A 23,454-nucleotide genomic window follows, 5' to 3' on the forward strand; every position below is an offset into this window, starting at 1 on the left:
TTTAGAGTAATAAAGAGTAATACGGACGAGTCACGATAAGGTTTCAAAATTTGTGCGACCATGTTTTGAGGCTGTTGTGTGCTGCTGCTGTCTCAGTAATTCCAGTACCCAATCACACCATTTCAGCTCGGTTTCAGCCATCATCAGCCCTTTGGTAGCGAGTACATAATTGCTGAAAGCCTTGCTTCCAATCTCGCGGGTATCCTCCGGAATTCCCTCTAAAATCTGCTCATAATAATGTTTTTTCTCCAGATACCCGATTCTGCGGTCCTCGAAAATATCGACGGCGATGCCGATCTCCGTCAGCCACAGGCAAAAGGTTCGAAGAGAAAGTTCATCCTTGGTGACTGCAGGCGCGATCGGTTGGTACATCCATTCACGCAGCTTCTGCATGCCTCTTTCTGTAATCGCATAAATTTTCTTGTCCGGTTTATCACTTTGCTGAACCCAGTGCGAGGACAACAGCTGTTTCTCCTCCATGCTGGACAGCAGGGGATAGATTTGACTGTGTTTGGCCTGCCAAAAGGGCTGTATTCGAAGCATCAAATCATATCCTGATGATTCTCTTCTTGCTAGTAAGCCTAACAAGCCGTATGACAACGTATTCATGGACATAACTCCCTTTGAAACGCATATCGTGGACGCTAAGGCGTGGATGGTCATCCGCCTATCGGTCCGGTTGTTAAAAAGTGTACACTGAAACTGTATGGTTTGACAACTGGGGGAGGGGGCTTTCTCTCTGCTTTTGGCAAAATTGTGACTAAAAAAGCACAAACGCGTACGCGTTTGTGCTTCCATTTGACTTTGATTGAATTATTCGTTCTCGTATCCTTCTACGACCAGATCAAGCGCGCCGGTGTTAGGGTCGATGACCATGCCATGAACGGGAACCTTTGGAGGAAGAAGCGGGTGGTTTTTAATCAGGCTCACCGTATTTTTTACGCCGTCCGTAATGTTATCGAAACCGCGAAGCCATTTGGATAACCGGATGCCGGAGTTTTCCAGCGTGGATAACACTTCATCGGATATGCCGCGGTCTCTCATATGCTGGATCATATCATCCGCGTTCAAGGAAGCCATGCCGCATTCGTAGTGACCCACAACGATGACTTCTTCGGCGTGCAGCTCGTACAGTGCAACCATGACGCTTCGCATAACACTTCCGAAGGGCTGTGAAATGATCGCGCCGGCATTTTTAATGATTTTGACGTCGCCATTTTTGAAATTCATCGCTTTAGGGAGCAGTTCAACCAATCGTGTATCCATACAAGTAATAATGACGAGTTTCTTCTCAGGAAAACGCCCTGTCAGGTAGGATTCGTACTCTTTATTCTCTACAAAGCTGCGATTGTGTTCCAGTATGCTGTTAAGGTGTTTTTCCATCGATTTTCTCTCCTTTGTATCTATAAATTATTAGTTGTAGTTACGCTCTGGCATCTAATACTTGAATATTGGTGCCATAGTTCTGTCCGCTGCTGTCCAGCCGGAAGGAGTAAGTGGCTGGATCTGCATCGAGCCTCATCTTCTCTTCGAAAAAAACGGCCTGCTTGCGGTTTACGATAAACGACACCGGGCTGCCTGTCTCGACAGCGATATCTTCCGTCGTCGGCTCATCTACAATACGCAGGCTTGGGACGCCGTTGACGGCACATCCGCATCCCTCCGTGTCATAGATCAGCCTGATTGCGCCCGGCTTGTCCCCGAGCTTGTCCTTCAGCTTCAGCTCGGCTTGCCGGGTGAGTTGAATATTCACGGCCTCCTGACACTCCTTTATATGTATGTTGTTATTTATTCTTTCTGGAAGTTGATTATATACCTTGTAAAAAGTATCATCAATAGAGTAAAGAAAAATCCTAATATAAAAAAAGAAGGTGTGCCGGAATGGCAGTACAACATTTACCACAATGGGAACAATTTGATCGATTGGTTCGCAAAATTATGAGTTATTACGAAGCTATTGGCCTACTTCATTGGGATTTACGGACGGGTGCTCCACGCAAGGGAACCGAAATCCGTTCAGAAACGATCGGGGTTTTATCTACAGAGGCATTTAAACTGCAAATATCGGAAGAGATGGGTCAGCTGTTATCATTTTTTTCGGAGTCGGAACAGGCGCAGCAGCTGGATGATCGCAAACGCCGCATGATTGCGGAAGTGCGGAAGGTGTACGATCAGAGCAAATCCATTCCGCCTGAACGCTTTCAGGAGTATTCCATTCTCGCCGCCCAATCGGAGACGAAGTGGGAGGAAGCGAAGAAGAACAGCGATTTTGAAGGTTTCGAACCTTACTTAACGAAGATCGTTGCGTTCAAGCAAGAGTTTATTGATTATTGGGGCGTGAAAAACACCAGATACGACACACTCCTTGATATGTATGAGCCGGATTTAACGGTGGAAAAGGTGGATGCTATCTTTGACCGTCTGAAAGCGCGCCTGGTACCGCTGGTTCATGCGATCCAGAAATCGCCCTTCAAGCCGAGAACGGACTTCTTGAAGCAGCTGTTCCCGATAGAACAGCAGGAGAAATTCAGTTTGTTCCTGCTGGAGCAGATGGGCTACGACTTTGAAGCGGGACGTTTGGACGAGAGTGTGCATCCATTTGCAACGGGCTTAAACCCTGGAGACGTGCGCATTACGACCATGTATCTTCCGGACGATGTGCTAAGTGCGGTATTCAGCTCTTTGCATGAGGGCGGGCATGCCCTTTATGAGCAAAATATCGATAAAGAGCTTGCAGGAACACCGCTCTCCGGCGGTACCTCGATGGGCATCCATGAATCTCAATCCCGATTGTGGGAAAATATGATTGGTCGCAGTCGCCCGTTCTGGCGCCGTTATTTCGCGGATCTGCAGCAGCACTTCCCAGAACAATTGAAGGACGTGGACATCGAGGATTTTTATTTGGCCGCGAACAAGGTAGAGAACTCTCTGATTCGAATTGAGGCGGATGAGCTTACTTATAACCTGCACATCATTATTCGTTATGAGATCGAGAAGAAACTCTTTAACGAAGGTTTGGCCGTGAAGGATCTGCCGGAGACCTGGAACGCGAAGTATAAAGAATACCTCGGCATTATGCCGCCAAATGACGGAATGGGCGTTCTGCAGGACGTTCACTGGTCCGGCGGGGATTTCGGATATTTCGCTTCGTATTCCCTTGGCAATATGTATGCGGCTCAGATGCTTCATACGATGCGTAAAGAACTGCCGCACCTCGACCAGCTTATCGAAGAGGGGAACCTCGCCCCGATCAAGGAATGGCTGACGGACAAGGTTTACAAGTACGGAAAGAGCGAGAAGCCGTCCGAGATCATCGTGCGCGTCACCGGAGAAGAATTGAATCCGGACTATTTGGCCGATTATCTCGAAGAGAAGTATAAAGAGATTTACAAACTTTGATCCACATTATAAACGCAGCCCAAGTGGCTGCGTTTTTTTGTGTTAAGACAGTATACAACTCTGAAGCTTCAATCCTTATCTCGCTAGAAAAGCTTCCACTAGCCGTGGTCTGTCTTCCGAGAAAATACGTTGATAGACGGTTTACGATCGATCATGCCAAATGAATAGCCCCCAGCATATCTATCAGGCGTTTAACCTTTGGGCAGGCACATGCATATGCTGAAAAGAAACAAAGGGTCAATGGGAATGGAGGGTTACGATGAAGCGTCAAAAATGGTGGGGGCTGGCGTTAACCATGCTGCTTGTTTGCGGAGTGGCGCTTGCCGGGTGCGGTGGCGGCGGATCGGCTACGAAGGTCAAGATTGGCGAAGTGACGCGCTCGATCTTCTACGCGCCGCAGTATGTCGCATTGGAAAAAGGATTTTTTAAGGAAGAGGGGCTTGATGTCGAGCTGCAGACGACCCCTGGCGGAGACAAAACGATGACGGCCCTGCTGTCAGGAGCCATCGATGTGGCACTTGTCGGCTCGGAAACTTCGATTTACGTGTATCAACAGGGCTCTGAAGATCCGGTCATTAACTTCGGACAGGTGACGCAGACAGACGGGACATTTTTGATGGCCAGGGATGAGGGCGCTTTTGACTGGAACAACCTGAAGGGTAAAGTATTCCTCGGTCAGCGTAAAGGCGGAATGCCGCAGATGGCAGGCGAGTTTACGCTCCGTAAAAAAGGGATCGATCCGCACTCGGACCTGGAACTGATTCAGAATATCGATTTTGCGAATATCGCCTCTGCTTATGCTTCCGGCACCGGTGAATTTGTTCAGCTCTTTGAACCGCAGGCCTCCATCTTTGAAAAAGAAGGCCGTGGCAAAGTGGTGGCTTCCTTTGGCGTAGAAAGCGGACGACTGCCATATACCGTATTCATGACAAAACAGAGCTTTATCGACAAAAACGATGCCACGGTGCAGAAGTTTACGAATGCCCTGTACAAGGCACAGCAATGGGTGGATGCGAGCAGCCCCGAAGATATCGCGGATGCGATCATGCCTTATTTTAAGGATAGCGACCGCGACATCGTAGTGTCTTCCGTTAAACGCTACAAGGAGCAGGGCAGCTATGCGACCGATCCGATCGTGGACGAGGCGGAATGGAACAATCTGCTGGACGTGATGGAGCAGGCCGGGGAACTGAAAGAACGTGTAGCCCCTGAAACAATCGTCAACAACAGCTTTGCCGAGAAAGCGAAACAAGCCAAATGATGAAATAGCCTAATCCATAGAACGAAGGGAGAGAGCACCAATGGTACCGGTAGTTGAATTGAACGATATCGCTCACGTATATGTCACGGATCGGGAAGCCTCTCTGGCTGTGGAAGGGATTCAATTGAAGGTGGAACCGGGGGAGTTCATCAGCCTGGTTGGGCCTAGCGGCTGCGGCAAGACAACGATTTTGTCTGTCATTGCCGGCTTGCTGCAGCCATCCAAAGGAGCCGCTTATGTGAACGGCAAACCGGTAAACGGGCCGTCGCCGGCGGTCGGGTACATGCTGCAGCAGGACTATTTATTTCCTTGGCGCACCATTATGGATAACGCCTTAATCGGCTTGGAACTGACGGAGCGGTTGAATCCGGAAAGTCGCGGTATCGTACAGAGTTTGCTCAAGGAGATGGGCCTTGGGGACAGCGGCAACCTCTATCCCGCCCAGCTGTCAGGCGGAATGAGACAGCGGGTTGCACTTGTAAGGACCTTGGCGACGGACCCGGGCCTGCTGCTGCTCGATGAACCTTTCTCCGCACTGGATTATCAGACGAAGCTGCAGCTTGAGGATCTGATCGTGGACACCTTGAAGGAGCGCGGGAAGACCGCCATCCTGGTGACCCATGATTTGTCCGAAGCCATTGCGATGAGCGATCGGGTCATTCTCCTGAACCGCAACCCGGGGAGGATTCACCGAATGTTCAATATTCCTGAGAACATACGTCAGGTACAGCCTTTTTATGCTCGTAAGGAGCCGGGGTTCAACGAATTGTTTCATGAGATCTGGGGCGAAATGCAAACGATCGGGAAGGAGTGAAGCCTATGACATCAAGGGATGAGCCTCATGCTTCTTCTTCGAAGGGCTGGCTCCAGGATATTTATGTAAAACACATGAAGCGCAAGAAAAGTTTACGCAGACGCGTGCTGACCGTCCAGCTTAGCATGCTGCTGCTATTCTTTATCTGGTGGGAAGCGGCGGGGAGATTCAAATGGATAGACGTGCTGCTCTTCAGCTATCCGACCAAAATTTTTTCCAACATATGGGGGAATATGATCAGCGGCGAGTTATGGGGGCACTTGGGGATCACGGTAGGGGAGACGGTTGTCGGATTCCTGCTCGGTACGCTGGTGGGCACGCTGCTCGCCGTATTCATCTGGTGGTCACCGTTTCTTAACAAGGTTCTGGATCCCTATATGGTTGTGTTCAACAGTATGCCGAAAGTAGCGCTGGGTCCGATATTTATCGTGATGTTTGGCGCAGGTTTTACGGCTATTGTTGTCACTACGTTATCCATCACGGTCATCGTGACCACGCTTGTTGTATACAACAGTTTTCATGAGGTGGATTCCAATCTGATCAAGGTCGTCCGGACGTTCGGCGGAACCAAGCGCCAGGTGTTTCAGCGGGTTATTTTGCCAGCTTCGTATCCGGCGATCGTATCAACGCTCAAGGTCAATGTGGGCATGGCGTGGGTCGGCGTCATCGTCGGCGAATTTCTGGTCGCCAAATCGGGTCTCGGTTACTTGATTATGTACGGGTTTCAGGTATTCAATTTCACGCTTGTGCTGTCGAGTCTGCTCATTATCGCCGTCGTGGCAACAGCCATGTATCAAATGGTGGTATATATAGAAAGGAAATTGCTGACTCATCGTTAATGGGCTTGGTCTATTGCCCCCAGGCATGGTTGTTTATGGCATAAAAATAAGCTAGGATGAAGATACCTTATATATGTGGTCATATAAATAGAAACATATATAGTCATCATCAACTCGCCTGGAGGCTCTTCATCACATGGGATTTCGTGTCATCAAAACGGCTGCGGCAAGCCTGCTTGCCATCTTAATTACAGATGCCTTGAACATACCGGGGGCTACGTCCGCCGGTCTTCTTGCTATACTTGGCGTTGACGTCACGCGAAAACGGAGTGTGCGCTCCATATCGTCCAGATTGTTCGCTTCATTGCTGGGTCTGGTGCTGGCGTGTATTCTATTTTATTTTCTCGGATTTCATTATTGGGTATTGGCTCTATACATATTGCTTGCCTTTCCCGCGATTTCGAAGGCGAACTTCAAGGAAGGCATCGTAACCAGCTCGGTCGTGGTGTTTCGGGTGTTCCAGGGGGAAGAGATCGGGATGGACATTTTGCTCACCCAAATTGAACTGTTGATCATCGGTCTCGGATCGGCGATGCTTGTGAACCTGGTTTATATGCCGAACAGCGAGGGAGCGATGATGGAGATCCGCCAGAAGGTGGACGGGCTCTTCTCCGTCATTTTCCGTCACTTCTCGCTTACGCTTCGGGATCCTGAACATATATGGGACGGGAAAGAGCTGATTGAGGCCAACCGGCAGATTGAGAAAGGAATTGAGGAAGCGAAGCGGGCATCGGAGAACCAGATGATTCATCCGGACGGCTCCTGGAACATCTATTTTTATATGCGGAAGGAACAGATGGAGAATATCCAGAGCATGATGCATCAAATATCCCAGGTGTACGAGCGGCTTCCTCACGGTGTGCTGACGGCGGAAATATTCGATCAATTAAGCAAGGATGTCGTTGCCGAAGGATATACGGGCAAGTCCGAAGGATTGCTGATTGAGCTGGAGGACAGGTTCAAGGAGATGGAACTGCCGACGACCCGCGAAGAATTCGAGGTCCGTTCCGCGATCCTGCAGCTATGCCATGAGCTGGAATACTATTTGAATATTTCAAAGAAGTATAAGGCGCCCACGGCAAAAAAACCGCAGAAGCGTGCGGATTCGGCCGTATAGCTCTGGGATTTGCAAAAAAAAATCTGATATTTTTAGCATCATATGAATTTATTTGGACCACTTCATTCAACATTCGCCCATGTCTTGCATACACATGTATGGAATGATTGTATGGAGGAGGTTCGAAGATGTCATTGAGTCATAAACACCAATGTAGAGAAATCATCACGAAGGCGATCTGCGGCAAGGGTCGTAAATTCTCTACCGTAACACATACCGTGACTCCGCCTAATAATCCGACCAGTATTTTGGGGGCTTGGATTATAAACCATCAATACGAGGCGGTTGCCGCCGGAGACGGAATTGAAGTTATTGGTACTTACGATGTTAACATCTGGTATTCCTATGACAAAAATTCACAGACCGATGTGGCGAAAGAAACGGTATCGTATGTAGAACGCGTGCCTCTTTCCTATCTGGATCCGAAGCATCGTGCATCCACGGTGGAAGTGTCGGCTGAAGCGACACAGGAGCCGAGCTGCGTTGAGGCCAGCGTATCCTCGAATGGCACGAGTGTCATTCTGCGGGTAGAGAGAGAGTACGCGGTGGAGCTGATTGCCGAGACCAAGGTCGTTGTCAAAGTATGCAGCCATCATCATGGCGATTACGAGGACAAAGAATTCGATTACGTCCTGGGAGACGAAGTCGATGATTATGAAGACCTTGATTACGAAGGTCTGGAGGATGAACTGTAAGATAACCCTCCTGTAGGAATGATTCTAATCTTAGCATATGCAGTGAGGGCAGCTTTGCGGAGGGCGGATGCCCTCTTTTTTATTTTTTTTACAGGGGGACTAGGAGATGGCTCAATTTAAAGTAAAACCAGCTGCTGTAAAAGAATATGTACCCTTGAAGGGAGCTGCTGTGCTTCTCGCGCAGGCACGTCTGTCCAGATCCGGAATACCGTCCCTTCTGGGCTTGGGCTCGGTTGAGGAAAAGCATTACACGGCCAGGTACGCGGTTCATGTTGAGCAGTTGTCCGCAGTCTCGATCCGCTCCTATCAGCTCGGCGGCGGTGAAGTCATGTTTAAGCCTGACCCCGAGAACGGGAGGTATGAGGATGGCCTGCATCGGCGATTGGAGAAAGCGGCCCTGCGGTCGCTGTATACGCTGGGCGTGGATGAAGGAGAGGTTATCATCAATGCCCGGCCCGGGCGAAGATATGTAGTCGAGGACATCCGCATGAAAGCGGGCCGGATTAAAACCGTCATGAGTGCGAAGGGGGTGCCGGCGGCAGGTTTTCACGCGCATAACGAAGACAGTGAATCCCCTTTGGCTGCGCCGCTGCTCATGGGGATGGATCCCGAGTTTGTGCTGATGAAGGATAACGGGGAGATTGTGTTTGCATCCGAATTTATGGAGCGCGGCGGATCGGTCGGCAGTGACGCCGTTCGTTTTCGGGGGGAGGTCATTTACCCCATTGCCGAGCTCAGACCGTTACCGAGAGCGAATCCGAAGGCGTTAATGATTGAAATGCAAAAAGCTCTGCGTCAAGCCCAGAGCCTGATTACCGATCGTTCGCTGACATGGAGGGCAGGAGCTCTGCCTTATGGTGATTTCCCGCTAGGCGGTCATATTCATTTCAGCGGAGTACCGCTCTCCCTGTCCCTTCTTCAGACGCTGGACAATTATCTGGCTCTGCCGCTGGCGCTGCTCGAAGACCCCAAGGGGCGTTTTCGCAGACCGCGTTATGGGTTCCTGGGGGATTTTCGGAGGCAGCCGTATGGCGGCTTTGAATACCGTACGCTTCCCAGCTTTCTCGTTTCCCCGCTTGTCGCGAAGGTGTCACTTTATGTTGCCTACCTGGCAGCTCGATACAGCGACCGTTTGCTGGCGAGGCCATTCAATACGGAGCGTTACCATCGCGCCTATTATGAAGGCGACAAGTCCGTGCTTAAAGAATGTATCGCAGGCTGGCACAGGGATTTATCAGCGCTGCCGGAATATTCGGACTTTGCCCGCGAAATCGAACTGGCGCTTGCTCACATGGAAGCGGGGCGGGCCTGGGATGAGAGCAGAGATATCAGGCCGCTGTGGAATATTCCCGTTTAAGAGGTTGTTCAAAAAGTCCGATTTTGATAAGAAAACCTCTATCGAGGCCACTTCAAGGATGAGCGACCGCGATGCATAGGTAGGTTTTCTTGCGATATAGAATTTCATCAGTTCCACTGATAACTCATAAATTCTATATCTAACACGAAGTGAATTAAGAAGCAACTCGGCATCGAATCTTGAATTCAGCCGGGCCTTCCGGTGCTCACGTACAAACTACGTACGCTCCGCTCCTCACTCCCTAGCTTCATCCAACCTTCTCGGTGCTGAAAACCGACCTTTTTGAACGCGCACGTTAAACCGTAATGCCTTGCGGTCAATTTCTGTTATAATGGAGGTCAAGCTAGAAGGTAATGGAGGTACGTCATGGCTAAATATACGCCGATGATTGAACAATATTTGAAGGTCAAAGAACAAGCGCGCGATGCGTTTCTTTTTTTCCGCTTAGGCGATTTTTACGAAATGTTTTTTGATGATGCAATCCTTGCATCGAAGGAATTGGAGATTACGCTGACCGGCCGCGAAGGCGGCGGTGCAGAGAAAATACCGATGTGCGGAGTCCCTTATCATTCCGCGGAGGGTTATATTCAACGGTTGATTGAGAAGGGGTACAAAGTCGCCATCTGCGAACAGATGGAGGATGCTTCAGTCACGAAAGGCATGGTGCGGCGGGAAATCGTTCGGGTCGTCACGCCGGGGACCATCATGGACGGCAAGGTTGTGCACGACAAGTCGAACAATTACATGGTGTGTGTCACGGAAACGGGCGGCTTGATGTCTTTATCGGCATGCGATCTGTCAACCGGGGAGCTTTATGTGACGTCAGTTCCATCTTCGGAGGAATGGCTGCGGGATGAGATTGGCCTCTATGAGCCTTCCGAGATTATTGGGGACGCGGCGCTGCTTGATATCATTTCATCTCAGGCGCTTCCAGGCAGCCGCAACATCGTCTATACGGCATGGGATCGCAGGGAGGACGCATTGGTACGCACCCAGTTCGGTGAGCCGGCTTGGGCCCGCCTGGAAGAGGAGCGAAGAGCCTGCATATCCCTGCTGATCTCGTATTTAAGCGAGACGCAGAAGCGGTCGCTGGGGCAGCTGACGCAGATTGCTTCCTATGAACCGGGACAATACATGGTTCTGGATCCGTTCACCAGACGCAACCTGGAGCTGGTTGAGACGGTTCGTGAGCGTTCGAAGAAAGGATCGCTCCTGTGGCTTCTGGATCGCACGGAAACCTCGATGGGAGCCAGACTCCTGCGGCGGAGAATCGATAAACCGCTGCTGTCCCGCAGCCGGATTGAAGAGCGGCTGGAGGCTGTTGAGCATTTGTATAACCAGTACATACTGCGTGAAGATTTGCGGATGGCGCTTAAAGAGATATACGATCTGGAGCGATTGGTCGGCCGGATTGCGTTCGGCAGCGCGAACGGACGGGATTTGAACGCGCTCAAACTGTCATTAAGACAAATTCCTTCTCTGAAAGAGCTGTGTGCTGAGTCTGCTTCCGAGACGCTGCGCCGGGTGGCTGCGGATACGGATATTTGCGACGATCTGTGCGAACTGATCGAGAATGCGATTGTTGACGAACCGCCGGTATCCGTGCGTGACGGAGGCATCATCAAGCCGGGTTATCACGAGCGGCTGGATGAGTTTCGTGAAGCGAGCACCAGCGGCAAACGCTGGATCGCCGAGCTGGAAGCCAAGGAACGCGCGGCTACGGGGATCAAGTCGCTGAAGATCGGTTACAACAAGGTGTTCGGCTATTATATCGAGGTGACGAAGTCCAATCTGTCGTCCCTGCCGGAAGGCCGGTATGAGCGCAAGCAGACGCTGGCGAACGCGGAGCGTTATGTCACGCCCGAGCTGAAGGAGAAGGAAGGATTGATCCTTGAGGCGCAGGAGAAGATGGTGGATCTGGAGTACGCTCTCTTTACCGAGCTCAGGGACAAGCTGAATACCCAAGTGAGCCGGCTCCAAAAGCTCGCGGAGCGCATTGCCGAGATTGACGTCTATCAATCCCTGGCCGCGGTCAGCGCGGAATACCGGTTCGTGAAGCCGGAGCTGAGCGAAGGGTATGATTATATCGTTGAAGGCGGTCGTCATCCTGTCGTGGAAGCCGTCATGAAGGATTCATCGTTTATCGCGAACGGGACGGATTTACGCAAGGACGGCTCCTCGATCCTGCTGATTACCGGTCCGAATATGGCTGGAAAAAGCACATACATGCGCCAGGTTGCCTTGTTATCGATTTTGGCCCAGATGGGCTGCTTTGTTCCGGCAGAGCGCGCGGTTATCCCGCTGGTGGACCGGATCTTTACCCGCATCGGAGCGGCAGACGATCTGATCGGCGGCCAGAGCACTTTTATGGTGGAAATGGCGGATATTCAGGTCATGACGGAAAAAGCAACGCCCCGCAGTCTGATTATCATCGACGAGCTGGGACGCGGTACGTCGACGAGTGAAGGCATGGCGATTGCGCAAGCCGTGATTGAGTATGTGCATGACCATATCGGCTGTAAGGCATTGGTATCCACGCATTTCCATGAGCTCGCCCATCTTCAGGAAAGCCTTGGCGGTCTCAAAAATTATTCCATGGCGGTTCAGGAAAGCGGAGACAAAGTGCATTTTCTCCGCAAGCTGATCCCTGGCGCGGCTGACAGCAGCTACGGCATTTACTGTGCGAGATTGGCAGGATTGCCCGGCAGCATCATTGACCGCGCCTATGGGCTCCTGCAGGGCCTGGAGATGGCCTCGCTGGCCGCGGTGGCATCGGAGCAAGGGATTGTGATGCAGCGCGAGCAGCCAGCTGCCGCAGCTCCTTCCGATGAGAGACGAAGCGGATCGGAAGCTGTCTATGAGCATCGTGATGATAAGATGCCGTATACCGAAAGCTTGAGCGGCGCCGACCGGAAGGGCGGCGTGGTGCAGCTCTCCATTTTTGGCGAGGAGGAAGTGCCTGAACCGAGTGTTAAGCCTGGCAAGGATCAGCATTCCATGGCGCAGGAAACTTCTCAAGATCCTGCCGTCAAGAGCCTCATTGCTGCCGTTAAAGGCGCGGACGTGATGAATATGACGCCGCTTCAGGCCATGCAATTCCTGAACGACCTGAAGCTTCAAGCGAAGGATATGTGATTTTGGCATGGGGATGAAATGAAACGGAGGTAGGAACGATGGGGAATATTCGGATTTTGGACGAGCATATTGCAAACCAGATTGCTGCCGGTGAGGTGGTGGAGCGGCCTGCCTCCGTTGTGAAGGAGCTGGTCGAGAACGCCATTGATGCCGGGAGCACCAAGATTGACGTAACGGTCGAAGAAGGCGGACTGGACAGCATTCGCGTAACGGATAACGGCGCCGGCATTGATCCGGAGGATTGCGAGACGGCTTTTTACCGCCATGCGACAAGCAAAATCGCTGAAGGCCGCGATCTGTTTCAAATCACCAGCCTTGGATTCCGGGGCGAAGCCCTGCCATCCATCGCGGCCGTATCCAAGGTGCGTCTGGTTACGTCCAATGCTCAGGATGGCCGCGGACGGGTGCTCGAAATCGAAGGCGGTCATCTGCGCGTGAACGAAGAAACGGCTGCACCCCGAGGAACGGATTTTCTCGTGAAGGAATTGTTCTTCAATACGCCGGCAAGGCTGAAATATATGAAAACGATCCAAACCGAGCTGGGGCATATATCCGACTATATGTATCGTCTGGCCCTTTCCCGGCCGGATATTGCCTTTACGCTCAGGCACAATGGAAACTCGCTGCTGCAGACGCTGGGCAACGGCGATGCCCTTCAGGTCATTGCGGCCATATACGGTACCCAATCGGCCAAAGCGATGCTGCCGTTTGAAGCGGAGAATATGGACTACACGCTAAGCGGATATATCAGCCGCCCGGATTATACCCGGGCAAACCGTAACGGCATGTCGCTGATCATCAATGGGAGGTATATTCGGAACTACGGCTTGATGCAGGCGATTTTGAGAGGTTATCATACGCTGCTGCCAATCAACCGGTTTCCGCTCGTTGTCATTCAGTTGTCCATGCACCCCTCTTTGATTGATGTGAATGTGCATCCCTCCAAGCTGGAGGTGCGGTTCAGTAAAGAGCAGGAGCTGTTCGCTTTGGTGGAGGAAGAAATTCGCAAGGTGCTGCAGCAGGAAATCCTGATTCCACGCCCGGCCAAACAAAATATTGGCAAAAGCGACAACGCCTATATCCAGGAACAGCTGCAATTTTCTCCTGCGCAAAGCCATGCCTCGCCGAACGGCAGCGGTAGTGAACGGGATATCGCGATCCCCGGAAGCGGCGAGCCTTCAATTGGCGGAAACATGCCTCTCAAGGCGCCACCTGCAGCGACATGGCCGGAGGGGCAGGTCTTCACCCGGTCTGAGCCGGATATCAAGCGCGCTTATGGGTCCGGAGCAGCAGGTACATCCGCCACCTCGCAAATGCGGGAAACGGCAGCAGCTTCTTCTTATCGCAGTGAATACCGCAATGAGACCAGGGGGAATGCCGGAATTCCTGCCGTAACGAAAGAGTGGCTGCAGTCGGCCTCAGGACCGGCTCCAGAGATCCCGCCATTTCCGGAGCTCACGCTTATCGGCCAGCATCACGGCACTTATCTCATAGCGCAGAATGATACCGGGCTGTACCTGATTGATCAGCATGCCGCGCATGAGCGGATTAACTACGAGTATTACTACGAACAGTTTGGCAACCCGGCAGACGCATCCCAGGAGCTGCTGCTGCCGATTACGCTGGAATTTACGCCCTCGGAATCGGAAAAGGTGAAGGAACGGCTGCACTGGTTTGAAAAGGTTGGCGTGTATATGGAGTTTTTTGGCGGTCATACCTTCCTGGTGCGCTCCCATCCGTTCTGGTTCCCCAAGGGCGACGAGAAGGCCATTATTGAAGAGATGGCTGAATGGGTGTTGAGCGAACGCAATATCGATATCGCCAAGCTGAGAGAAACCTCGTCGATCATGTGTTCCTGCAAGGCTTCCATCAAAGCCAATCAGAAGCTGACGGAGCAGGAGGCGATGACGTTGATACAGCGTTTGGGCGCCTGCCGGCAGCCGTACACATGTCCGCATGGACGACCGATCGTGGTTTCCTTCTCGGCTTATGATTTGGAGAAAATGTTTAAGCGCGTTATGTAACAGCAAGGAGGACCTTCATGATAATAACAACTGGAGAAGCGGAAGCGCCGGACATTGTGGAGCGCGCGATAAGTTTAGCCCGGGAAACCGGCTGCCGTTATGTCCAGCGTAGCGGTCATTCATTGCGAAAATTAGCACGCAGGTTCGGAGATGACGACGTGTTGGTCGTACTCAACGGACATGTACGTCTTAGCGGACCGGACGGCTCGGTCATGGAATTTCATCCGAGTATGGGGTTTGTCCGATTGAAACGCGTACTGAGCGGAAAACCCGATCCCATGCTGGAGGCTTCCGGAATGGAGGAAGGGGATTCCGTACTGGATTGTACGGCGGGGCTTGGAGCCGACTCCCTGGTATTTTCGGGCAAGGGCGGCCCGAACAGTCGGATCACTGCTCTGGAAAGCTCGCTTCCCTTGTATGCGCTGCTGAAAGAAGGGCTTCGGACCTATGAAAGCCATCTGGAGGCCAGTGATCAGGCGATGAGGCGAATCGAGGTCAGGCACAGCCATCACTTGGATTATTTGAAGTCGCTGCCGGACCGGAGCGTAGACATTGTTTATTTTGATCCGATGTTCCGTGAACCGATCGCCGAATCGGCTTCCATCCATCCTTTGAGACATTATGCAAACGGGGAGCCGCTGGAAATGGAAAGTGTGAGAGAAGCGGTCAGGGTCGCGCGCAAAACCGTTGTCATGAAGGAAGCGCGATCCAGCGGAGAGTTTGAACGGCTTGGCTTTACATTGCCTGAACGGGGAAAATCGAAAATAACGTACGGAGTGATTTCCATTGACAGTTGAAACCAAACCGAAACTGCTCGTTCTTATAGGACCGACAGCTGTAGGTAAAACCAAAATGAGCATTGAAATTGCGAAGGAATTCGGATGTGAGATTATCTCGGGCGATTCGATGCAGGTATACCGGGGAATGGATATCGGAACCGCCAAAATTTCAGTCGAAGAAATGGAAGGCGTCCCCCATCATCTCATTGACATTCACGAGCCCGATCACCCCTATTCGGTAGCCGAATTTCAAGAGCAAAGCCAAAGGCTCATTACGGAGATCACGCAGCGGGGAAAACTTCCGTTCATTGTTGGCGGAACCGGCCTTTATGTGGAGTCGGTGTGCTACGGCTATCAGTTTAGCGAGACCGGAGCGGATGAAGTTTTTAGGGAAGCGCAGTTCCGCTATGCCAATGAACACGGAGCCGAGGCTCTTCATCAAAAATTGGCAGAGGTTGATCCTGAAACGGCCGAACGGCTTCACCCTAATGACCTACGTCGGGTCGTTCGTGCTTTGGAAATATACCATATGACCGGCGTCCCACTTTCGGCCCAACTGGCGCCCCAAACCAAGCAATCTCCCTATGACTTATGCTTGGTCGGTTTGACAATGGACAGGCAAATGCTATATAACCGTATTGAAGAGCGAATTGATCTTATGCTGAGCCAGGGACTTGTTGATGAGGTGGCGGCGCTCATGGACAAAGGGTTCGCTCCGGGACTTGTATCCATGCAAGGGTTGGGTTATAAGGAAATCGTTTCATACCTTAGCGGAGAATTCAGCTACGAGGAGGCCGTCGTACTGCTCAAGCGCGATACACGCCGATTCGCTAAGCGGCAGCTATCTTGGTTTCGCCACATGAAGGACATCGAGTGGGTAGACGTCACCGACTCGGGAAATTTTTCTGCAAACTATCAAAAAATCCGTGCTATAATAGCAGGAAAGTTTCACTGAAATCTTGAATATATTTTCAAAACAATCTAAATGAACCATTGGGGGTACGGCTAATGAACAAGTCCATTAACATCCAAGACACGTTCTTGAACCAACTGCGCAAAGAGAACATTCCGGCCACGGTATACCTTACAAACGGCTTTCAGATCCGTGGAACGATCAAAGCTTTTGACAATTTTACCATCGTGATTGACAGCGACGGCCGTCAGCAAATGGTGTACAAGCATGCTATCTCCACGTTCATGCCGCAGCGTAATGTGTCCCTGATGCAGGATAACAGCAGCGATCAATAGATTTTAGAATGGTTTTATAAAGAGCAGAATCATACCGTCAACTGATTAATTTGAAACTTTTTGGTTTATAATTCGTTTAGCTTATAAGGAGTGCAGAGAGCAACCTGAGAAGGTTGTTCTTTTCTTTCCGAGGCATGACTTAAAGTCAGAAGGCTTGATCCCGCAAGGGAGTAAGGAGGGGGACAAATGGCTGGAAAAGATAATCAGATGTCACGGTTGAATAAAAACAAAGACAACTCGAAGACATCCAAAACCACGAAACCGAATGCGAAGAAGAAAAAGGGCAAGGGAAAGCGAATCGCGTGGGCGTTGTTTTTCACGGCCGTCATTGCGATCTTCTGTGCGCTTGCAGGTTATTTGTTCATCCTGATCAGCGGTGAAAAGCTGCTGGAGCAGAATCAGGATAAGCTGACCGCATACGGTACTTCCAAGGTATATGACCGCAACGGCGCGCTGATGGGCGAACTATCCCTCCAGAAGAGTGATCCCGTGAAGTACGAGGATATTCCTGAGAAATTGATACAAGCATTCATTGCAACAGAAGATAAACGGTTCATGGAGCACAACGGCGTGGACATGTGGTCGATCGGCCGCGCAGCGGTAAAGGATATCATGGCCCGTTCCATGGTTGAAGGCGGAAGCACGATCACGCAGCAGCTGGCGAAGAATATATTCTTGACCAGGGATAAAACCTTCTTCCGGAAGGCGACGGAAATGTCGATCGCGCTGGCGCTTGAGCGTCAGCACAGCAAACAGGAAATTATCGAGATGTATTTAAACCGGATTAACTTCGGAGGACCTTATTACGGCATCAAAGCCGCATCCGAGCGTTATTTCGGCAAGTCGGATCTGAACAAGCTGGATTTATGGGAAATGGCGACACTTGCGGCAATGCCGAAGGGACCGTCCCGATATAATCCGCTTAAGAATCCTGACCTCTCCAAAGAGCGTCGTGCGGTCGTATTGACCCTGATGGAACAGCAGGGGTATATCACGGCCGAAGAGGCAGCGGAAGCCAAAAAAGTGGACTATGCTTATACACCGCCTGAAAGACAGCAGAAATATACAGCGTTTATCGATTATGTCATGGAAGAGGCAGAAGAGAAGTGGGGCCTTACCGAGGACGACGTTAACATCGGCGGTTATCAGATTTACACCACGATGGACGTGAATGCCCAGACGGCAATGGAAGAAGAGTTCAAGAATCCGGAAAACTTTGAAGAAAGTCCGGACGACGTGCCGGTTGAAGGTTCTATGGTCATCATAAACCAGGAAACCGGCGGTATCGTCGCCATGTCCGGTGGACGGGAATATACGCGCGGCGGGTTCAGCCGGGCTACCGACAGCCGTCGTCAGCCGGGATCCGCCTTGAAGCCGATTGTATCGTATGCACCGGCGCTGGAATCCGGGAAGTTTACGAAGGACTCCAGATTAAGTAATAAAAAGCAATGTTTTGGCAGCAATTACTGTCCGAACAACCTGCACGGTTACTCGGAGACCATTGGCATGCCGGAAGCGATTCAGCGTTCCGAGAACATTCCGGCCGTATGGCTGTTGAACCAAATCGGCGTAAAAGCCGGATTCGAGTTTGCACAGAGTCTCGGCATCAAGATGACCGAAGGCGATGCGAACTTATCCCTGGCCCTCGGCGGAATGGATACAGGTACGAACACATTTGAGATGGCACAGGCTTTCAGCGCTTTTGCCAATGGCGGAGAATTTAAAGAGGCTTTTGCGATCAAACAGATTAAGGATAACAAAGGCAAGGTTGTGCATGAGAATAAAGGCAGCAAAGGGAAGCGTGTAATGAGTGCTTCGACGGCTTCGCAAATGACAGACATGATGAAGCGCGTCGTAGAGGACGGAACGGGTAGAAATGCTCGAATCAGCCGTCCGGTAGCCGGTAAGACTGGAACCACGCAGAGCGGCTATAAGGGCGTCAGCTCAAACCGCGACGTATGGTTTGTCGGATATACGCCGGAGTTAACGGCAGCTGTATGGATGGGTTATGACAACCCTGACCGGCAGCATCTGCTGAAACGAAGCAGTTCGATCTCGGCTTCCCTATGGGGCAAAGTAATGGAGAAGGCGGTTCAGGGATATGAAGCCAAGAGCTTCCCGAGTACCGAGCCGGTACAGCCGCCTGTAGAAGAAACGACATTAACTGCAGTCAGCGGTTTGACGGGCTCCTATAACGGGGAGACTCAGACTGTATCACTGAGCTGGAATCCGGTTCACGGCAACATTCAATACCGCGTGTACCGTAAGGAAACGTCGGAATCGGAATACACCCGCATTCTCGATTCCTTGGGAGGAACCGCTATCGAGGATATGAGTGCGATGGAAGGTTTGACTTACGATTATTACGTGACGGCCTTCGATCCATCAACCGGCGATGAGTCGGAACCTTCGAACATTTTACAAATCGTGGCTGTTTCCGAGGAATTGCCGCCTGAGGATCTGGAACCCGATCCGGGGGACATCCAGGAACCGCCTCCTGTTGATGAAGGTGACAACGGAGCAGGCAATGAGTTCCCTCCTGGAAATGAGAATGGCAACGGGAACGGAAACGGAAACGGCAACGGTAATGGCGAGCCAGGCAATGGGAATGGTGAAGGCCCAGGCAATGGCAACGGAAATGGTAACGGTAACGGTAACGGTAATGGAACGAATCCTCCTGACAATGGAAACGGGGCCGGGAATGGCCAAGATGGTCAATTTCCTGGCGATGGATCGGATGGCTCGGGAGATGGAATTAACAATGGCGACACAGGCACTGGAGGAACCGACACCGATTCGGGCAATATTCCTACGGTACCGGGAACCATTGTGGAGCCGTCGGATCCGGTTGACGGATCTGACGAGTCCCAGGACAGCCCATAATGAATTTGAAAGCCTCCGCATGATTGCGGAGGCTTCTTTGTTTTGAGTGTGAAACCCAAATGTGGTAAGCTGGGAATACGAATGGGGAGGAAAAGTTCCATGAAACGTAAATTCGGAGATCGGGCGAACTGGCGCCGTATCACCCGCCGGCACTTCACTTCCCGGTATGTGGAATGTGAGCAATTTACAGGGTATCTCACGTTATATACCATATATGGCCTGAAAGAACCGTTGTGGAAGACGTATGGCCGTCATACTTACCGAATCGCGGACAAAGGTTATTCATGGCTGCAGTATTATCCGAAGGACAGCCATTTCATCGTGACAGCCATGTTTGATGACAAACGAAATATTGTTCAATGGTACATCGATATTTGCAAGAAACAAGGGGTAACGGATCAGGGTGTCCCTTGGTTTGATGATCTGTATTTGGACGTTGTTGTCGTCAAAAATGGTGAAGTGTTCTTGCTGGATGAAGATGAGCTTGAGGATGCCTTAGGGCGGAATGACATTACGCGGGATGATTACAGGCTTGCCAAGGTGACCGCGCGGAATCTGCTTCGGGCCATCGACGCGCATGAATTCCCTTACTTTATGATGTCTCTGAAGCATCGCGACCAGTTATTTCATAACGGAGAGTTCAGGAGGAAGAAATAATGCGTCAGGAAATACATAAGAGTCTGCCACGAGCAGGCACTAAGAAGAGAGCATGGTATCGGAGAGGGATGATTACCCTGCTCTCTCTCGTTGTTCTTGGAGTGCTCTGGTCGGGTTATGCATATTGGAAGATCGAAAGCGCCGTCAGCAGTCCGTCGGAAAAGGCGGATGTCGGCATCATCTTGGGCGCTTCCATGTGGGGAGATCAGCCAAGTCCTGGGCTTCGCGAACGGCTTGAGCATGCACTGGTTGAATACCATGCAGGCCGTTTTGATACCTTCATCGTTTCTGGCGGCCTTGATAAGCCCGGGTATCCATTTACCGAAGCCGAAGGGATGAGAAATTTCTTGGTCGACGCGGGCGTACCCGAGGAACAAATCTTCCTGGAGAACGAAGCTACGAGCACTTACGAGAATTTGCTCTTCAGCCAAGCAATAATGGAGGAGCATGGGTGGAAAACCGCCATTATAGTAACCCATGACTATCACGGGACGAGGGCGATGGAGGTTGCGACAACCCTTGGTTATGATCGTCCTTCTATATCGCTGACGGAATCTACCGTTTTGCCGATGGCCAAACACAAGTCTAGGGAAGTGCTGGCGTATACGAAATGGACGGCCGATCGGCTGTTGATCGCCATGGGTGTCCTATGAGGACGAAACTTCTAATAAGCAGGCTGTAAATAGAATACATTGGAATAGATAGTCAGCCCTTTGGATAAAGAGGTGAGGAGCAATGAACGGGCGTGTAACGGCCGCTAACGGCCGATCTGAAGGACGGCCATCCAGGCAGATTAATGTCGTGCTCCGCAGCGCGGAACCTCCACTCATCAGCAGTGCGGTTCCGGATCGCGAACCGGCCCCTTCGCCAAACCCTGTTTCCCAGCACAGTCTATTCCAGGAAATACAGAAAGAGCTGGATCAACTGGTAGGTCTTGAACAAATCAAAGACTTGGTATTTGAAATCTATGCTTTGCTTCAAGTAGCCCAGATGCGTTCGGAAGCAGGCTTATTAAGCGGCGGTCATGTGTACCATATGATTTTTAAAGGAAATCCCGGAACAGGGAAAACAACAGTCGCCCGTATCGTGGCAAAGCTGTTTCAGAAGATGGGCGTGCTTAATAAGGGGCATCTGGTCGAAGTGGAACGGGCGGACCTCGTAGGTGAATATATCGGTCACACGGCACAAAAGACCAGAGAGCTGGTTAAAAAAGCGCTTGGAGGGATCCTGTTCATCGACGAGGCTTACAGTTTGGCGCGCGGTGGCGAGAAGGATTTTGGCAAGGAAGCGATCGATACGCTGGTCAAGGCGATGGAGGATCATAAAAACCAGTTCATTCTTATTCTGGCAGGCTACAGTGATGAGATTGATTTTTTTATGGATTCGAATCCCGGCCTGTATTCCCGTTTTCCGATCCAGATGGACTTCCCGGATTACAATCTGGATCAATTGATACAGATTTCGGAGCTGATGGCGAAGGAGAGGGATTATATCTTGATGCCACAGTCGCTGAGCAAGCTCAAGGAACACCTGCAGATGGAGAAGGATCACGGACTGCACGCCTTTAGTAATGCGCGTTATGTACGGAATGTCATCGAGAAATCGATAAGGAATCAATCGGTTCGGCTGCTGAATCAGTACGTAACCGGTAATCCCGGCAAGCTGGAGCTTATGACCCTGCGGCCGGAGGACTTTAAGTTAAACGGAAAAATACAATGATTTTAAGCTTGTCTTCGAACATAATGAAGGGGTAGCGCTGCTTTCTTTGGATCATAATGTTTATTGCGGGCAGCAGCGGTTAGTTAAATTAGGAGACGTAATGTTAGAAGGAGTTGGCTATATGACAAATATAACGCATGATACCCGGACAGAGATCGAAGATAAAGCCGTTTTGGTCAGTTTGGTGACGGATGCGGTTAAACGCTCGGGAATAAACCCGGAACACTCGCTCCAGGAGTTGGTTCAGCTTGCTGAAACCGCAGGAGTGGAGGTGCTGGATGTCATTACGCAGAATCGCGAAGTTCCGGATTCCAAGTGGTTTATCGGCAAAGGAAAGGTCGAAGAGCTGCGCATGGCCATTGATGGCTTGGGCGCAACAACGGCCATATTTGATCAGGAATTGTCCGGTGCGCAAGTTCGGAATCTGGAAGAAACGCTCGATGTAAAAATTATCGACCGGACTCAATTGATACTGGATATTTTCGCTCAGCGGGCGAAGACCCGTGAGGGGATTATCCAGGTGGAGTTAGCGCAGCTTACTTATTTGCTCCCGCGGTTATCGGGACATGGCAAGAACCTGTCCAGGCTCGGAGCAGGAATCGGGACACGTGGACCGGGGGAGAGCAAGCTCGAAACCGACCGCAGGCATATTCGGGACAGAATCAGCGACCTGAAGCGGCAGCTGGATGAAGTCACCCGGCACCGGACGCTCCATCGGGAGCGCCGGAAGAAGAGCGGGGCCGTGCAGGTTGCTCTCGTCGGTTATACCAATGCCGGGAAGTCGACATTGTTGAACCGTTTAACGGCAGCAGACGTATATATCGAGGATCAATTGTTTGCTACGCTGGATCCCACTTCGCGGGTGCTGGAGCTGCCGAGCGGCAAAGAAGTCGTCCTTACGGATACAGTAGGATTTATCCAGAACCTTCCTCATGATCTGGTAGCGGCGTTCCGTGCGACGCTGGAAGAAGCCAACGAAGCCGATCTGATCCTTCATGTGGTAGATGCTTCTTCGCCTATGCGGGACGAACAGATGGCTGTCGTTCAATCCATCCTCCAGGATCTGGGGGCAGCGGATAAACCGCAGATCGTTCTGTTTAACAAAAAGGATGCTTGTGAGCCGGGCCAGCTGGAAATGCTGCCGACGGGGGATGGACAATTAAAGATCAGCGCGTATGAGGATCAGGATTTGGAAACGGTACGCGAAGCGATTCAGGACCAGCTGTCCGGAGGGAACGTGACGTTCCGGATTCCGGCTGACCGCGGGGATCTGAATTCGGTTGTATACCGTGTCGGAGATGTGCTGGAGCAGTCTTTTGATGAGAATGATATCCTCTATGAGGTCCGGATCAATAAAGCGGATTATGAGAAAATGGGTTATTTGCTCCATGATTACGTTCAGAATGGATCTTAGTCATAGGTAGGAAATGCAATATAAGCCCCTGTACAGGGGCTTATATTGCGTGTTCAGGGCGGCTCGAAGTGGATGAGTTCTATGCAACAAAAATATATGTTAAGATGTGAGAC

At 51.1% G+C, this 23,454-nt stretch carries 20 protein-coding genes; 17 read left to right on the forward strand and 3 right to left on the reverse strand.

The window, feature by feature from the left end:
* Window positions 1-30: 30 nt before the first annotated feature.
* The 3 genes from MKX98_RS12420 to MKX98_RS12430 form a co-directional block, all read right to left on the reverse strand.
* Window positions 31-609, reverse strand: a complete 579-nt coding sequence (locus MKX98_RS12420; protein WP_339223184.1) for a PadR family transcriptional regulator — start codon at window positions 607-609, stop codon at window positions 31-33.
* A gap of 204 nt (window positions 610-813) precedes the next feature.
* Complete coding sequence (locus MKX98_RS12425) at window positions 814-1,383, reverse strand: carbonic anhydrase (protein WP_339223185.1); 570 nt, start codon at window positions 1,381-1,383, stop codon at window positions 814-816.
* A 40-nt stretch (window positions 1,384-1,423) separates the two neighbouring features.
* A complete protein-coding gene (locus tag MKX98_RS12430; RefSeq protein WP_194542036.1) occupies window positions 1,424-1,753 on the reverse strand; it encodes an iron-sulfur cluster biosynthesis family protein in 330 nt (109 codons plus the stop codon).
* Between the two features lie 128 nt (window positions 1,754-1,881).
* Here MKX98_RS12430 and MKX98_RS12435 point away from each other — a divergent pair, with 128 nt between their 5' ends.
* The 17 genes from MKX98_RS12435 (at window position 1,882) to hflX (ending at window position 23,341) form a co-directional block, all read left to right on the forward strand.
* The gene (locus MKX98_RS12435; protein ID WP_339223187.1) at window positions 1,882-3,399 is read left to right on the forward strand and encodes a carboxypeptidase M32; all 1,518 of its coding nucleotides are present in this window, start codon (window positions 1,882-1,884) and stop codon (window positions 3,397-3,399) included.
* Between the two features lie 259 nt (window positions 3,400-3,658).
* A complete protein-coding gene (locus tag MKX98_RS12440) occupies window positions 3,659-4,660 on the forward strand; it encodes an ABC transporter substrate-binding protein (RefSeq protein ID WP_339223189.1) in 1,002 nt (333 codons plus the stop codon).
* A gap of 40 nt (window positions 4,661-4,700) precedes the next feature.
* Window positions 4,701-5,474 (forward strand): ABC transporter ATP-binding protein, encoded by a 774-nt coding sequence (locus tag MKX98_RS12445; RefSeq protein ID WP_194542039.1) that lies wholly within the window; start codon window positions 4,701-4,703, stop codon window positions 5,472-5,474.
* 5 nt (window positions 5,475-5,479) lie between these two features.
* Window positions 5,480-6,313, forward strand: coding sequence for an ABC transporter permease (locus MKX98_RS12450; protein WP_339223192.1), 834 nt, complete (start codon window positions 5,480-5,482; stop codon window positions 6,311-6,313).
* A gap of 136 nt (window positions 6,314-6,449) precedes the next feature.
* Window positions 6,450-7,430, forward strand: a complete 981-nt coding sequence (locus MKX98_RS12455; protein ID WP_194542041.1) for an aromatic acid exporter family protein — start codon at window positions 6,450-6,452, stop codon at window positions 7,428-7,430.
* Window positions 7,431-7,558: 128 nt separating this feature from the next.
* On the forward strand, window positions 7,559-8,125 hold the full coding sequence (locus tag MKX98_RS12460; protein WP_071218248.1) for an outer spore coat protein CotE: 567 nt from the start codon (window positions 7,559-7,561) through the stop codon (window positions 8,123-8,125).
* A 106-nt stretch (window positions 8,126-8,231) separates the two neighbouring features.
* On the forward strand, window positions 8,232-9,482 hold the full coding sequence (locus tag MKX98_RS12465; RefSeq protein ID WP_339223195.1) for a hypothetical protein: 1,251 nt from the start codon (window positions 8,232-8,234) through the stop codon (window positions 9,480-9,482).
* Window positions 9,483-9,848: 366 nt separating this feature from the next.
* On the forward strand, window positions 9,849-12,617 hold the full coding sequence (gene mutS / locus MKX98_RS12470; protein WP_194542043.1) for a DNA mismatch repair protein MutS: 2,769 nt from the start codon (window positions 9,849-9,851) through the stop codon (window positions 12,615-12,617).
* A 38-nt stretch (window positions 12,618-12,655) separates the two neighbouring features.
* Window positions 12,656-14,641 carry a DNA mismatch repair endonuclease MutL gene (gene mutL, locus MKX98_RS12475; RefSeq protein ID WP_339223197.1) on the forward strand — a complete coding sequence of 662 codons (1,986 nt, stop codon included), beginning with the start codon at window positions 12,656-12,658 and terminating at the stop codon, window positions 14,639-14,641.
* A gap of 17 nt (window positions 14,642-14,658) precedes the next feature.
* The gene (locus tag MKX98_RS12480) at window positions 14,659-15,438 is read left to right on the forward strand and encodes a class I SAM-dependent methyltransferase (RefSeq protein WP_339223199.1); all 780 of its coding nucleotides are present in this window, start codon (window positions 14,659-14,661) and stop codon (window positions 15,436-15,438) included.
* Window positions 15,428-16,375, forward strand: a complete 948-nt coding sequence (gene miaA, locus MKX98_RS12485) for a tRNA (adenosine(37)-N6)-dimethylallyltransferase MiaA (protein WP_339223201.1) — start codon at window positions 15,428-15,430, stop codon at window positions 16,373-16,375. The genes MKX98_RS12480 and miaA overlap by 11 nt, the downstream gene beginning before the upstream one ends.
* A 53-nt stretch (window positions 16,376-16,428) precedes the next feature.
* On the forward strand, window positions 16,429-16,668 hold the full coding sequence (gene hfq, locus MKX98_RS12490; protein ID WP_071218242.1) for an RNA chaperone Hfq: 240 nt from the start codon (window positions 16,429-16,431) through the stop codon (window positions 16,666-16,668).
* Between the two features lie 186 nt (window positions 16,669-16,854).
* Window positions 16,855-19,551 (forward strand): PBP1A family penicillin-binding protein, encoded by a 2,697-nt coding sequence (locus MKX98_RS12495; protein WP_339223204.1) that lies wholly within the window; start codon window positions 16,855-16,857, stop codon window positions 19,549-19,551.
* A 99-nt stretch (window positions 19,552-19,650) separates the two neighbouring features.
* Window positions 19,651-20,208, forward strand: a complete 558-nt coding sequence (locus tag MKX98_RS12500; protein ID WP_071218240.1) for a DUF402 domain-containing protein — start codon at window positions 19,651-19,653, stop codon at window positions 20,206-20,208.
* A complete protein-coding gene (locus tag MKX98_RS12505; protein ID WP_194542048.1) occupies window positions 20,208-20,861 on the forward strand; it encodes a YdcF family protein in 654 nt (217 codons plus the stop codon). The genes MKX98_RS12500 and MKX98_RS12505 overlap by 1 nt, the downstream gene beginning before the upstream one ends.
* Window positions 20,862-20,943: 82 nt before the next feature.
* Window positions 20,944-21,927, forward strand: coding sequence for an AAA family ATPase (locus MKX98_RS12510; RefSeq protein ID WP_339223207.1), 984 nt, complete (start codon window positions 20,944-20,946; stop codon window positions 21,925-21,927).
* Window positions 21,928-22,048: 121 nt separating this feature from the next.
* Window positions 22,049-23,341, forward strand: a complete 1,293-nt coding sequence (gene hflX / locus MKX98_RS12515) for a GTPase HflX (protein WP_339223209.1) — start codon at window positions 22,049-22,051, stop codon at window positions 23,339-23,341.
* Window positions 23,342-23,454 lie beyond the last annotated feature (113 nt).

Source organism: Paenibacillus sp. FSL W7-1332, assembly GCF_037969785.1.
Lineage (GTDB): Bacteria > Bacillota > Bacilli > Paenibacillales > Paenibacillaceae > Paenibacillus_AQ.

Excerpts from the sequence above, each read along its gene's own strand:
- MKX98_RS12460 (WP_071218248.1), top strand. The coding sequence starts at position 7,559 with ATGTCATTGAGTCATAAACACCAATGTAGAGAAATCATCACGAAGGCG.
- MKX98_RS12435 (WP_339223187.1), top strand. The coding sequence starts at position 1,882 with ATGGCAGTACAACATTTACCACAATGGGAACAATTTGATCGATTGGTT.
- hfq (WP_071218242.1), top strand. The coding sequence starts at position 16,429 with ATGAACAAGTCCATTAACATCCAAGACACGTTCTTGAACCAACTGCGC.
- MKX98_RS12440 (WP_339223189.1), top strand. The coding sequence starts at position 3,659 with ATGAAGCGTCAAAAATGGTGGGGGCTGGCGTTAACCATGCTGCTTGTT.
- MKX98_RS12425 (WP_339223185.1), bottom strand. The coding sequence starts at position 1,383 with ATGGAAAAACACCTTAACAGCATACTGGAACACAATCGCAGCTTTGTA.
- MKX98_RS12500 (WP_071218240.1), top strand. The coding sequence starts at position 19,651 with ATGAAACGTAAATTCGGAGATCGGGCGAACTGGCGCCGTATCACCCGC.
- MKX98_RS12450 (WP_339223192.1), top strand. The coding sequence starts at position 5,480 with ATGACATCAAGGGATGAGCCTCATGCTTCTTCTTCGAAGGGCTGGCTC.
- hflX (WP_339223209.1), top strand. The coding sequence starts at position 22,049 with ATGACAAATATAACGCATGATACCCGGACAGAGATCGAAGATAAAGCC.
- MKX98_RS12465 (WP_339223195.1), top strand. The coding sequence starts at position 8,232 with ATGGCTCAATTTAAAGTAAAACCAGCTGCTGTAAAAGAATATGTACCC.
- MKX98_RS12420 (WP_339223184.1), bottom strand. The coding sequence starts at position 609 with ATGAATACGTTGTCATACGGCTTGTTAGGCTTACTAGCAAGAAGAGAA.
- mutS (WP_194542043.1), top strand. The coding sequence starts at position 9,849 with ATGGCTAAATATACGCCGATGATTGAACAATATTTGAAGGTCAAAGAA.
- MKX98_RS12510 (WP_339223207.1), top strand. The coding sequence starts at position 20,944 with ATGAACGGGCGTGTAACGGCCGCTAACGGCCGATCTGAAGGACGGCCA.
- MKX98_RS12455 (WP_194542041.1), top strand. The coding sequence starts at position 6,450 with ATGGGATTTCGTGTCATCAAAACGGCTGCGGCAAGCCTGCTTGCCATC.
- mutL (WP_339223197.1), top strand. The coding sequence starts at position 12,656 with ATGGGGAATATTCGGATTTTGGACGAGCATATTGCAAACCAGATTGCT.
- MKX98_RS12480 (WP_339223199.1), top strand. The coding sequence starts at position 14,659 with ATGATAATAACAACTGGAGAAGCGGAAGCGCCGGACATTGTGGAGCGC.
- MKX98_RS12495 (WP_339223204.1), top strand. The coding sequence starts at position 16,855 with ATGGCTGGAAAAGATAATCAGATGTCACGGTTGAATAAAAACAAAGAC.
- MKX98_RS12505 (WP_194542048.1), top strand. The coding sequence starts at position 20,208 with ATGCGTCAGGAAATACATAAGAGTCTGCCACGAGCAGGCACTAAGAAG.
- MKX98_RS12445 (WP_194542039.1), top strand. The coding sequence starts at position 4,701 with ATGGTACCGGTAGTTGAATTGAACGATATCGCTCACGTATATGTCACG.